9 protein-coding genes are annotated in these 12,240 nt (G+C 69.8%); 3 read left to right on the plus strand and 6 right to left on the minus strand.

Going from position 1 to position 12,240, the window contains the following annotated elements:
- Window positions 1–37 precede the first annotated feature (37 nt).
- Entirely contained in the window at window positions 38–3,388 is a 3,351-nt protein-coding gene (locus ACOGI9_RS00005) for a TonB-dependent receptor (RefSeq protein WP_419857875.1), read from the minus strand.
- A 114-nt stretch (window positions 3,389–3,502) separates the two neighbouring features.
- Between ACOGI9_RS00005 and hutF the strand changes: the two genes are divergently transcribed.
- Entirely contained in the window at window positions 3,503–4,891 is a 1,389-nt protein-coding gene (hutF, locus tag ACOGI9_RS00010) for a formimidoylglutamate deiminase (RefSeq protein ID WP_419857876.1), read from the plus strand.
- Between the two features lie 9 nt (window positions 4,892–4,900).
- Here hutF and ACOGI9_RS00015 read toward each other — a convergent pair whose 3' ends face one another.
- Both ACOGI9_RS00015 and ACOGI9_RS00020 read right to left on the minus strand, forming a co-directional pair.
- On the minus strand, window positions 4,901–5,935 hold the full coding sequence (locus ACOGI9_RS00015) for a class I fructose-bisphosphate aldolase (RefSeq protein ID WP_419857877.1): 1,035 nt from the start codon (window positions 5,933–5,935) through the stop codon (window positions 4,901–4,903).
- Window positions 5,936–6,097: 162 nt separating this feature from the next.
- On the minus strand, window positions 6,098–6,505 hold the full coding sequence (locus ACOGI9_RS00020) for a hypothetical protein (protein WP_419857878.1): 408 nt from the start codon (window positions 6,503–6,505) through the stop codon (window positions 6,098–6,100).
- Between the two features lie 228 nt (window positions 6,506–6,733).
- On the opposite strand from ACOGI9_RS00020, the gene ACOGI9_RS00025 reads away from it, so the two are divergent.
- On the plus strand, window positions 6,734–8,083 hold the full coding sequence (locus ACOGI9_RS00025) for a MiaB/RimO family radical SAM methylthiotransferase (protein ID WP_419857879.1): 1,350 nt from the start codon (window positions 6,734–6,736) through the stop codon (window positions 8,081–8,083).
- A gap of 13 nt (window positions 8,084–8,096) precedes the next feature.
- On the opposite strand, the gene ACOGI9_RS00030 is transcribed toward ACOGI9_RS00025, so the two are convergent.
- The 3 genes from ACOGI9_RS00030 to ACOGI9_RS00040 are packed head-to-tail and all read right to left on the minus strand — an operon-like array spanning window position 8,097 to window position 10,504.
- A complete protein-coding gene (locus tag ACOGI9_RS00030) occupies window positions 8,097–8,957 on the minus strand; it encodes an SDR family oxidoreductase (RefSeq protein ID WP_419857880.1) in 861 nt (286 codons plus the stop codon).
- 10 nt (window positions 8,958–8,967) lie between these two features.
- Window positions 8,968–9,894, minus strand: a complete 927-nt coding sequence (locus tag ACOGI9_RS00035) for a proline dehydrogenase family protein (protein WP_419857881.1) — start codon at window positions 9,892–9,894, stop codon at window positions 8,968–8,970.
- A gap of 22 nt (window positions 9,895–9,916) precedes the next feature.
- Window positions 9,917–10,504 carry a sulfocyanin-like copper-binding protein gene (locus ACOGI9_RS00040; protein WP_419857882.1) on the minus strand — a complete coding sequence of 196 codons (588 nt, stop codon included), beginning with the start codon at window positions 10,502–10,504 and terminating at the stop codon, window positions 9,917–9,919.
- A 368-nt stretch (window positions 10,505–10,872) separates the two neighbouring features.
- On the opposite strand from ACOGI9_RS00040, the gene rho reads away from it, so the two are divergent.
- The gene (gene rho, locus ACOGI9_RS00045; RefSeq protein ID WP_419857883.1) at window positions 10,873–12,228 is read left to right on the plus strand and encodes a transcription termination factor Rho; all 1,356 of its coding nucleotides are present in this window, start codon (window positions 10,873–10,875) and stop codon (window positions 12,226–12,228) included.
- The last annotated feature ends 12 nt before the right edge of the window (window positions 12,229–12,240 follow it).

Here is a 12,240-nt window from a genome sequence, read left to right on the forward strand (position 1 = left end):
CAGGGTCGAGCGGCGGAACGTATCCCCGTGGCCGCGTCTAGCGGAAGCGGATGCCGATGCCGAACTGGGCCTGCCACTGCGAGGCGCCGATCTGCGGCAGGTAGGGCACCGCGGCGCGCACGCCGCCCGTGTCGCTCGTCTGCAGCGGCCCGGCGTAGCGGGCGCGGAGCGGGTCGTCCGGTTCGGGCACCATGTTCTGAAGATCGAAGTCGTCCTCGATCCGGTCCTCGACGGTCAGCAACTGCACGACGGGGTTCACGGTCTGCACATGTCCCCAGTCGGGGTTCACCAGGTTGAGGACGTTGAGCACGTCGAGCGTCACCGTGACTTCCGCACCGACCAGCCGGATGGGCTGGCTGAAGCGGAAATCCAGTTGGTGCGACCACGGCGTCCGGCACCCGTTCCGGTGCAGAATCCGCGAGCGGTTCTCCTGCAGGCAGGGTTCCTGCGCGACGAGTTGCTCGAAGAGGATGCCGCTGACCGGGGTTCGTCCTCCTCCGGGGAAGTCGAACGCCCCGTCGGTCACGAAGATGAGGTCGTTCGCGAGGTCGAGCGCGCGGCCGTATCCGGGATAGGCGTCCCCGTTGATGTCGTCCGCATACACGTAGGAGTAGGGTCGCCCGGACTGTCCCACGTATAGCAGGGACAGGCGGCCGCCTCCCATCAGTTCCGGCAGGGCGGCCGTCGCGCTCGCCACGACGCGGTGCGGCCGGTCGAAGAGAGAGGCCTGCCGCTTCGGATCGTTCGGATCCCCCTCGACCGCCGTGTAGCCGAAGTTCGCGATCGCATCGAGCGACGAGAGGCTGCGCACGTCGGCGGAACGGTTGAAGGCATAGCCCACGTCGACGGAGAGCCGGTCGCCGAACTGCTTCCGGAGCCGCGCGCTGAGAGCGTACGAGAAGTTCAGGGGGCGGTCCCCGATCTTGATGACCTGGCCGAAGCCCGGGTCGACGCGGCGGGGGAGGAAGATCGGCTCGCGCTCGCCCGGGGGCTCGCCCGGCGGCGGATCGACGAACTCGCTCCCGGCGCCGGGGTCGGCGAAGGTCACGCGCCTCCCGTAGCCGAAACCGTAGGTGAACCCGTTCGCCTCCGTCCGGTCGCCCGCGGGGTAGGCGGGGCCGATGTTCAGGTCCTGGAACGCGATCTGGTTGACCGCGCGGGTATAGATGCCCTCGAGCGAGAGGACGAATCCCCCCGGCAGGCGCTGGTCGACGGCGAGCGAGGCCTTGAAGTCGCGCGGAAAGCGGAAGTCGGGGTCGAACAGCGTGACGATCGGGACCGCGGATTCGCCGCCCGTGCCGTCCACGCAGAGGGTCGGGGGAGGCGCGAGGGGATCGAACGCGGGGACGATCTCGGGGTCGGGAACTCCGAGATTCCGTCGCCGGCAAGTCATGAACACGGACGAGAGCCCCGTGTTCTGATAGGCACTCGCGAGCCACGCGAACGGGGGGCGGCCGGTGAACAGCCCCATCCCGCCGCGGATCTGCGTCGTGCGGTCGCCGCCGAGACCGAGGTTGAACCCCGCCCGCGGGGAGAAGAGGACGGTCCCGCCCGGCAGGTCGCTCGTGCTGAAGCCGAACGAACGCTCCACGTCCGGGTTGTGCGCCGGCGCGTCCGGCATCAGCGGCACGTCCATGCGCAGGCCGAGCCGGACGTTCAGCCGCTCCCCGATCCGGGCCTCCTCCTGCACGAAGGCCGAAAGCTGGTGCACGTTGAAGTCCGACGTGCCCGCGTCCTCCGAGAGCGGCACATGAACGACGTATTCCGCGGGGGCGTTCGCCGCCAGATCCGCCATCGACCGGAAGTAGTAGCTGCCGAGGCTGCCCGGGAGGTATTCCCGCCGGATGGAAAAGCGCTCGAACCCGCCCCCGAAGGTGAGATGGTGGTCTCCGAGCGAGAGCGTCAGCGCGTTCGTGATCTGCAGGATGTTCTGGTCGAGTTCGCCGTCCGGCCCGGAGTAGTTGGACCCGAGGCGCAACTCGCGCCGGAACCCCGCCCCCGGCACTCCCGCCTGGAGGTCGATCTCGACCCGGGGATAGAGAGAGTTCGCGGTCTCCCGGTCGCGCAGGAACTGCACGTTCACCATGAGGTCGTTCGAGAGCCGTGGACCGAGGGTCGCGAGCCACTGCGCCCCGAACGACTGGTTCCGCGATTCGATCTCCCGTCCGGTGGACGACATCTCGTAGGCGTCGCCGGGGAGTCGGTTCGTGGCCGGATCGTCCGCGGCGTAGGCGAGATTGTAGCGGAACATGAGGGAGTGGTCCGCGTCCGGGCGGGCGTCCACGCGCGCGAACAGGTTGGCGAGGCCGTTCTCGAGCGTGTAGAGACCGGCCTCGCCCGCGTCCGCGCCGTAGCCCTGGAGGATCCTGGACACGCGGCGGACCGAGTCGGGGTCGAGCTTCGTACGCACGATCTCGTCGACGCCGACCGTGAAGCCGTCGGGCGGCCGCGTCCGGTTCTCGAGTTCGCCCGCGACGAAGAAGTGCAGGCGGTCGCGCAGGATCGGCCCGCCGAGATCGAAGCCGGCGAAGGTGTTCTCAAGCTCGCCCGGCGCGCGCGGGATCCCGCCGATGACGGCGTCGCCGATGAGGCCGTCGTTGCGGAAGAAACCGAACGCGGAGCCGCGGAAGTCGTTGCCCCCCGAGCGCGTCACCGCATTGAGAACACCGCCGGTGAACCCGGACTGGCGCACGTCGTACGGCGCGGTGAGAACCTGCAGTTCCTCGATCGCCGCGAGCGGGATGACGCGTCCCCGCGCCTGTCCGCCGGCCACCCCGGTGGGCGAGAGGCCGAAGACGTCCTGGTTGAGCGCGCCGTCCACCTGGATGTTGTTGAAGCGGATGTTCGATCCGGCCACGGAGGTCCCCATCTCGTCCGCCGCCACGAGCGGAGAGAGTCGGGCGAATCCCGTGAAGTCCCTCGAAATGGTGGGAAGCGTCTCGATCGTCTCGCGGTCGACGACGGTCGTCGAGCCCATGCGGGTGGGGTCGAACTCCGGGTCCGTCTCGACGCGTACGGAGAGTTCGGGCAGCGGAACCGCCGTCTCGGAGAGTTGAACCTCGAGCTGCAGCCTCTGTCCGGCGATGAGCGTCAGGCCCTCCCGCGTCACCGGGCTGAGCCCGATGCGCCCGACCTCCAGCGTGTACGGCCCGCCGGGCCGAAGATTGGCGAGGCTGAAACGGCCGAGATCGTCGCTCAGAACAGTGTGGGTGGCGCCGGTCCGGGTGTGGCGGAACTCCACCCGGGCCCCGGCGACGGGGGCTCCCTCGGCGTCGATCACGCGCCCCGCCACGCCGGCGGTCGTCACCCCCTGCGCGGAGACGACGGACGGGTGGATCGCGAGGCCCGCGAGAAGGCCGATCAACGCAACGCCGACAAGGCGATTCAAGGCGGTTCTCCTTTTGGATGATCTTGCCACGGCCTCCATGAAATAACGCCTGGGGGGCGGATGATGTATCGGTGGGCTACCCGTGCCGACCGACGGCCGCGTATTGTCGGAGTCGTGAGGACCAAGAGCCGCACGCTGAGGTTTCGCGCCATCCTGGGCCCCCGGGGCCTCGAGCGGGACCGGTCGATCGAGATCGCTCCGGACGGCACGATCCGCGCGGTTCGGGCGGTTCACGCCGGCAACGCCCCGTATGACGGGGGACTCGCGGTCCCCGGCATGCCGAACGCGCACTCGCACATCTTCCAGTGCGCGCTGGCCGGCTTCGGCGAAGAGGCGCGAGGGGACGACTCCTTCTGGAGTTGGCGGCGAGCCATGTACCGGCTGGCCGACTCGATCACCCCGGAGCAACTGTTCGACATTGCGCGATACGGGTATGCCCGCATGCTGCGCGGCGGCTACACGTACGTGGCGGAGTTCCACTACCTCCATCACGGTGCGGACGGCGCGCGCGGGCCCGAAACGACGCAGGCCGTGCTCGCGGCGGCGGCGGAGGTCGGCCTTCCCATCAGCCTCCTGCCCGTCTACTACCGGACCGCCGGTTTCGACGGGGCCGCGCCCCACGAGGGACAGCGCCGCTTCGCGCACGGCTCGGTCGCCGAGTTCATGGCCACGGTCGAGGCGCTGGGGCCGGCGGTGGCCGGCGTGGCGCCGCACTCTCTCCGCGCGGTGCCCGCGGCCGACCTCGCCGAGCTGGTGGCGGCGGTCGACGCGACGCTGGGCCCCGAAGCGTCCCTGCACATCCACATCAGCGAGCAGGAACTCGAGGTCGAGGAGTGTCTCGCGGTGCACGGCAGCACGCCCGTCGACCTCCTCGCGAACACGGTCGAACTGGGTCCGCGCTGGAGTCTCGTGCATGCGACGCACGCCACGGAGGCGGAGCGCAACCGGCTCCGGAGCGCGGGGGCGCGAGTCGTCCTGTGCCCGATCACGGAGGCCCACCTGGGGGACGGGATCTTTCCCGCCCGCGAGCACTTTCTCGCCGGTGGCGCGGCCGCGGTGGGCTCCGACGCGAACGTCCGCATCTCCGCCATCGAGGAGGCGCGGCAACTCGAGTACGGGCAGCGCCTGCGGGATCGGCGAAGGGCCCGTCTGGCGACCGAAGCGGGCGCGGGGCCGGTCGTCTGGTCGTGGCTCGCGGAGGGCGGCGGCGCGGCGGCGGCCGGATCCGGCCCGGCGGGCGGCGCCGGAGCGCCGATGCGGATGGGGCGAATCGAACCGGGTTACCGGGCGGACTTCGTCGTCCTGGATCGGGAAGGTCCGCACACCCTGGGACACGACTGGGAGACCCTCATGGACGCGTGGCTCGTCGGGGGAGATGAGCGCGACATCGAGGCCGTGTACGTCGCAGGGGAACGACGCGTGGAGCGTGGCTCGATGGCGGGCGAGGCCGAGATCCGATCCGCTTTCGGGAAAGCGATGCGGGAGATCTGGCGCGCGACCTGAGGGCGGCGTTCAGGCGGCCGCCCGCTCCAGGTCCATCGACCACTCGCCGCGCGTCGCGAGCCCGTTCATGCGCGCGCGGTGCGCGAATGCCGCCTGCGCCGCCGGCCCGTTGTCCGCGGCGCCACCCCAGGCCTGCAGCGGGGCCGCCTGAAGCGCCCGCCCGTACGAGAAGCTGAGGTTCCACGGCGTATCGAACCCCGCGTTCATCGCGTTCAGGTGGGCCGTGGCCTCGATGTCCGACTGACCTCCCGACAGAAAGACGATGCTCGGAACCGACGAGGGAACCGCGCGCTTCAGGCAGCGCACGGTCTTCTCGGCCACCTCGTCGACGCCCGCCTGATCGGCGCACAACTTGCCCGACAGCACCATGTTGGGCTTCAGGACCGAGCCCTCCAGCAGCACCCGCTGGTGGAAGAGCGCCATATACACCTGCTTGAGCGTGGCTTCGGTCGCCTCGAAGCAGCGGTCGATGTCGTGGTCGCCGTCCATCAGCACCTCCGGCTCCACGATCGGCACGAGTCCCTGCTCCTGGCTGAGCGCCGCCATCCGCGCGAGCGCGTGGGCGTTCGCGCCGATGCAGTAGGCGCTCGGGATGGAGCGGTCTCCGCCCCGTCCGATGTCGATGACGGCGCGCCACTTCGTGAAGCGGGCCCCGAGTTCGTAGTACTCCGCCAGCCGCTCGCGCAGCCCGTCGAGTCCTTCGGTCACCTTTTCGCCCGGCGCCCCCGCGAGGGCATGCGCCCCCTTGTCGATCTTGATCCCGGGGATCGATCCGGCATCGGAGAGCAGTTGCACGAGCGGCGTGCCGTCCGCCGCCGACTGCCGCAGCGTCTCGTCGAACAGGATGACGCCCGAGATGCACTCGCTCAGCGCGTCGCTCGTCCGGAAGAGCAGTTCCCGGTAGTCGCGCCGGGTCTCCTCCGTCGATTCGACGCCGATGCCGTCGAACCTCTTCCGGATCGTGCCGGAACTCTCATCGGCCGCCAGGATCCCCTTGCCCCTGGTCCCCATGTCCGCCGCCACCTGGACGAGTTGCTGCCTCATAACGGTTCCTCCGCCGGAATACCGGTTCCTCGGCCCTGGTTCCGGGCCGGGTTTCAGTGTTGGACGCGATCCACGTGTCGGATACTCCGGGGCATGAGGAGGGGCGTCAACGGGGTTGCCCCCGCGACGCCCCTCGGACGCCGGAACGGAACAGGCTGCGGGTCAGGTCGGGTCGACGGGATCGTCCTCGAGCGTCCAGACCACCGGCGTGACCGGCGAGGCCGCCTGGTTGAAGATCATCTTCTCGAGCGCGGGACCCGGCTCGGTCGTTTCCAGGTGCACTGCCCGGAAGTCATAGCAGCCGGCCTCGACCGTGAAGTCCCGCTGGCCGCCGGGCTGGATCGTCCCCTCGATGGGATGGTCGGTGCCGAAGAGATCCGAGCCCCAGTCCGACGTCCCGCACGGACGGGCGAAGAAGAAGATCACGGGACCGAGCAGCCGGTTGACCACGCGCACCGTGGACGGGCTGTCGAACATGGGCTCCGGAACCACGGGGTCGCTGTCACCGCACGCCGTTAGTGACAACCCGATCGCCACGACGGCGAAGATTGCGTACCGCTTCTGTTTCACGCACCACATCTTGCATTCCTCCATGGCCGTCGTGCCGGGCCGCGCGGCGACTGCCGGGTCCGCGCGCGATCCGCACCTTCCTTCGGCCGGACAAAATCCATGGGAAAGATACATCGGAGCGGGGTGCCGTCCACCCGGCACGTAGCGTCTCATGCGCGCTGCACCGATCTTACAAGAGAGAACGTGCGAACCCCCTCCCGAGCGACACGGCCCGGCGACGTGAACGACGTGAACGACAGGCCTTCCGTCTGGTTCCATACCTTCGGGTGCAAGGCGAACCAGTACGATACCGAGCGGATCCGCCAGGAACTGGAACTCCGCGGCGCCGAGACCGCGCTCCGCGCGGACCAGGCGGACGTCGCCGTGATCAACACGTGCACGGTGACGAACCAGGCGGACGCGAACGCGAGGCGACTCGTGCGCCGCCTGCGCCGCCAGCGTCCGGATCTCCGCATCGTCGTCGCCGGCTGTTCAACCTCCTTCCGTGAAGCCGAGTATCGCGCGCTGGAACAAGTGGATGGCGTCGTGCCCGGACACGACCCGTCCGCGGTCGCGGAACTCTTGCCGCAACTGGGAGACTCCGCCGCCGCCGATCCGGTCACCGCCGGCCGTTCGGACGCTTCGTTCGCCCCCCTGCAGCGGAATGCGCGCGGGACCCGCGCGTGGCTCAAGATCCAGGACGGGTGCGACCGGAAGTGCTCGTTCTGCGCGACCCGGATCGCGCGCGGCGCCTCGGTCTCGCGCCCCGTCGCCGAAGTCGTGGCGGAGGCCGCGACCCTCGCGCGCGCGCACCCGGAACTCGTGATCACCGGGATCCACATCGGCCACTACGGGAAGGATCTCGACACGGATCCCGGGCGCGATGGCCCCCGCACCCCCGCCAGTCTCGCGACGCTGTGCGAACGGCTGCTCGAGGAAGTCCCCGCCCGCTTCCGCCTCTCCTCCATCGAGGCGACGGAAATCGACGACCGGCTCGTGGATCTGCTCGCGGCATCGGATGGACACCTGGCGCCCCACCTGCACATACCGATGCAGAGCGGGTCCGACCGGGTGCTTCGCCTCATGCGCCGCTGGCACACGCGGGAGGCGTATCGCGCCCGCGTGCTCCACATCGCCGAGCGCCTGGCCGCGGTCGATTCCGGCGCGTTCGGTCTCGGCGCGGACATCATCGTCGGGTTCCCGGGCGAGGGGGAGGAGGAATTCGAGGAGACACGGGCGCTCGTGGAGGAGCTGCCTTACACCTACCTGCACGTATTCCCCTATTCCGTGCGGGACGGAACCGTGGCCGCGAGTCTCCCGGACCGGGTGCCCGGCGACGTGGCGGCGGCCCGCTCGCGGACGCTGCGGGACCTCGGCCTCCGCAAGGGCCGGGGCTATTCCGAAGGGCGCGTGGGCAGCATCGCCGACATCGTCGTGGAGGGCCGGGACGACCGCGTCGCCGGCGTGACCGGCGATTACCTGAGGGTCGAACTTCTCGGCCGCGCGACCCCCGGCGATCGCTTTGCCGCGCCGCTGCGGGGGCAAGCCGGGCGGCTGACGGCCGAAGTGCCGGCCAACGCGGCCGCGGCCGCCGTCTGAAGTCGGCGGCGCCTCAGCTCTCTGAGCGTCCGCCGGGGATGGTGCGGGGGCTCACGAGCGACTCGCCGCCGTCGACGACGATCACCGTGCCCGTGATCCAGTCTCCCGCCGGCGAGCACAGGAAGGCGATCGTCTGCCCGATGTCGTGCGGGTGCCCCAGCCGGCCGGCGGGGATGAAGCGCTCCGCGAACCCGGCGCCGGAGCGCACGCCGAACATGTCGACTTCGTCGCTCGGGGGAGCCGCGAACGCCTTCTTCACGCCCTCCGTCGGGATCGGACCCGGCGCCACGGCGTTCACGTTGATTCCGTCCCGCGCCCACTCGATGGCGAGCGTACGAGTCAGAGCGTCCACCCCCGCCTTCGCCGCTGTCGCGTGGGCCATGAGGGGCCAGCCCCGGTAGTGAATGGTCATCGAGATCGACACGATGCGCCCGTACCCCTGCTCGGCCATGACGGGGTAGACCGCGCGGCAGGCGTGGAAGGTGCCGAACAGGTCGATCTCCACCACGGCGCGCCACCCGTTCGGCGACAGCTCGGCCGTCGGCGCGTAGAAGTTGCCCGCCGCGTTGTTCACGAGGATGTCGATGGACCCGAGCGCGTCCCGCGTCTCATGCACCGCGGCTTCGAGCGCCGCCGGTTCGCGCACATCCCCAACCGTCGGGAGCGTCCGCACGCCGTGGGTCGAAGCCAGGCGTTCCGCCGCCTGCGTCACCCGCTCCTCGTTGCGGCTGAACACGCCCACGGAGGCGCCGGCCGCCGCGAGGCACTCCGCGATCCCGTACCCGATGCCGCTCCCGCCGCCCGTGATGAGCGCGGTGCGGCCCTTGAGGATATCCGGTGCGAAGAGCGCGCCGGCTCCCGGTTGCTCGTCCATTCGCTCGCTCCTAGCGGAACATGCTGCGGGCGACGAACCACACGTTCGCGGGCCGCTCGGCGAGGCGGCGCATGTACCACGGGAACCACGCCCCCCCGTAGCTGATCAGCACCCGCAGCGGGGTCCCGTTGCCCACGAGCCTCCTCTGCTCCCGCCGTCCGATGCCGTACAGCATTTCGATTTCGAACCGGCTGCCGTCGAGACCCGCCGCCCCCGCGTCCGCGGAGAGCGGCCCGATCATCGCCGGATCGTGCGTCCCGAGCCCGAGGAAACCATCTCCTCCGTTCCCGAGGTGGTCGATGAGGCGCCGCGCGAGGGCGAGGTAGCTCTCGTCCACGTCCCGCTTGTCCGGAAAGGCGATCTCGGCCGGTTCCGCGTACGCTCCCTTCACGAGCCGGATGCGGGGGCCGAATTCCATGAGCGATTCGAGGTCGTCCGCGGTCCGTCTGAGGTAGGACTGGATGCAGAGTCCGACGTTCACGTGCCCGCGCCGGACGGCGCGGTAGAGGGAGAGGGTCGCCTCCGTGTAGAACGACCCCTCCATGTCGATCCAGAGCGTGCCGCGACCCTCGGCGCGCGCCGCGAGTTCCCCCACGTTCTCGACCGCGAGTTGCGGGTCCTGGTCGAGTCCGAGGTGGGTGGGCTTGATCGAGACCTCCAGATCGAGCCCCATCTCGTCCGCCAGGTCCATCGCCCGCACGTACTCGGCGACGGATTCGCGGGTCTCCTCCGCGGTCTCGACGTTCTCGCCCAGCGTCGTGACGAGGGTGGGAACGCCTTCCTCCCGCAGACGGGCGGCCTCGCCGAGCGCGTCCTCCAGCGTCTCGCCCGGCATGAACTTGCGCACGGCGCGCCGCACGAAACGGCGCTCCGGCAGGCGCTGCGAGAGCCACCGGTTCGTGGAAGCCCACAGCAGCACCTTCCGCAGCGTCTCCATACGCGGCCGGTCTCCCCTCGAACTAGCTCTGCAACCCGGACTCGCCCGAGTCGGAGACGTCGAACCCGATCCACATGCCCGTAACCGCGTGAGCCGGAACGGGGCACACGAGCGCGTACTCGCCGGCCGTGGAAGCCGTGAAGCTGATGCTCTCGGTGCCGCCGCCGGGGGCTGTGGCCTCCGTCATCGAAGTCGCGTTCGAGGTGACCGCGCCCTCGAAGACGGGCGTGGCGTCATCGAAGATCGCGGGGTAGCTCGCGGCCCGCTGGAGGACGCTGAAGCTGTGATAGTTGACCGGGTCCCGGTTCTCGAAGTTGACGGTGACGGCGTATCCGACAGGCACGACGATCGTGGCCTCGCCGTTGGCGTAGCCGTTGAAGTTCCAGCGGTTGTTCGCGTCCGTCGAGCCCGCGACGAGATCAATTGTTACGGTGCGCGCGCCGTCGTCCACCGAGATCCAGTCCACGGCCATGGGCCCCGAAGCCGCCGCGGCCGCCTCCGTGGCCGGAGCCGGGGCGGGCGCCGGCGCGGGTGACGGCTGGTCGCTCTCGCCGCCGCCGCATCCGAAGAGGACGAACGCGCCCAGGGCCGGTAGTGTCGATCGCTTCATCATTCTATTTCACTCCAGAGTTCTTCTGTGATGAGTTTCATAAGGCATGCGTCGGAGGTGCGTCCCCCGGCCCGTCGCGTTCCCGTCGCGTTCGTGCCGAGCGGAGCGCCCGGAATATACAGGATCTCGATTCCCCGGCTACGGCCGCGCGCGCCGGCGGAACCGCCCGGAAACTGGCGCGAGCCCCGGATGCGCCCCATACTGGTGCACTCTCGGTAGCTCGCGTATTTCCGGGACACGACACTAGCATTCAGGCGATTCCGGGGGATCCCCAACCCCCTTTTCCCGGCGCGGTCGATTCGGCCCCGGAGAGTCTCGAAGTCGCGAATCCGGTCCGGCTTCGCGGAATACAACAAAGAGTTGGTGCATTGACGAACAACACATCACAGCCCCGCGGCGGCTCCCCGCGCGGGGACGGAGGCGGCAAGGGGCAGCCCAGGGGCCGGGGCAAGGGATCCGGCGGCCGCGGCGGAAAGGGCCGGAACCGGCGGCGCCGTTCGCGCGGCCGCCGCAACCGGGGAGGGCAGGGGCCCCGGCAACAGCGGCCGAGCCAGCAGGATGCGGCCGCCGAAGTTCCGGAAGGTCCGAAGGACGGCTACCTGGGACTCATCGAGCGGCTCGGCAACGGCACGGGGTTCATCCGCCGCCAGCATGCCGGGTATACGCCGAGCGACGACGACATCTACGTGAGTCCGAAGATCGTCTCCCGCTACGATCTGCGGACGGGAGACGAGATCTGCGGCCAGGCCGGCCGCCCTCCCCGCCCCGGCAAGAGTCCGCCGCTCCGACACCTCCACACCGTCAACGGCCACCCCCCGGACCAGCTCGGACGCCGCCGGCAGTTCGACCGTCTGAGCGCGATGCACCCCGATCGGCGTCTGCGGCTGGAGTGCGGGCTCGAGCGCCGCGGCCAGCCCGACTACACGAACCGGATCATCGACCTCATCTGCCCCATGGGGATGGGTCAGCGGTCGCTCATCGTCGCGCCCGCCAAGGCCGGCAAGACGATGGTCCTGCAGGCGATCGCCGAGGGCGTTTCGAAGAACCACCCCGATTCCACGATCCTCATCCTCCTCGTCGACGAGCGTCCGGAGGAAGTGACGGAGATGGAGGCGACGGGACTCGGCGAGGTCACCGCCTCGAGCTTCGACCACCGGGCCGAGCGTCATGTGCAGGTCGCGGAGATCACGCTCGAGCGCGCGCGGCGCCTCGCGGAGATGGGGCAGGATGTCGTCCTCATCCTCGATTCGATCACGCGGCTGGCGCGTGCGTACAACACGACGGAGGAGGGAAGCGGGCGCACGCTCACGGGCGGCATCGACGCGAACTCGCTCGAGAAGCCGAAGCGCTTCTTCGGCAGCGCGCGCTGCGTCCCGGAGACCAAGGGCGGCGGATCGCTCACGATCATCGCGACGGCGCTCGTCGACACCGGCTCCCGCATGGACCAGGTGATCTTCGAGGAGTTCAAGGGGACGGGGAACAGCGAACTCGTGCTCGACCGGGACATTTCGGACCGCCGGATCTTTCCGGCGATCGATCTCAACTCGAGCGCGACGCGACGCGAGGAACGCCTGATGAGCGACGACGAACTTCTCGTCGCGCAGGCGATGCGGCGCGAACTCAGCACCTATCCGCCGGTCGAGGCCATGCAGGAGGTCCTCGGCCTCATGCGGCAGACCGACTCGAACGAAGAACTCGTCTCGAAGCTGCGCCAGCGGATCTAGCACTGCGCCAGC

It is taken from the genome of Candidatus Palauibacter irciniicola (assembly GCF_965208695.1).
Classification (GTDB): Bacteria; Gemmatimonadota; Gemmatimonadetes; order Palauibacterales; family Palauibacteraceae; genus Palauibacter; species Palauibacter irciniicola.

Bases quoted from the DNA above. Each gene is read 5' to 3' on its own strand.
- ACOGI9_RS00035 (WP_419857881.1), bottom strand. From the start codon at position 9,894: ATGGAGACGCTGCGGAAGGTGCTGCTGTGGGCTTCCACGAACCGGTGG.
- ACOGI9_RS00015 (WP_419857877.1), bottom strand. From the start codon at position 5,935: ATGAGGCAGCAACTCGTCCAGGTGGCGGCGGACATGGGGACCAGGGGC.
- ACOGI9_RS00040 (WP_419857882.1), bottom strand. From the start codon at position 10,504: ATGAAGCGATCGACACTACCGGCCCTGGGCGCGTTCGTCCTCTTCGGA.
- ACOGI9_RS00030 (WP_419857880.1), bottom strand. From the start codon at position 8,957: ATGGACGAGCAACCGGGAGCCGGCGCGCTCTTCGCACCGGATATCCTC.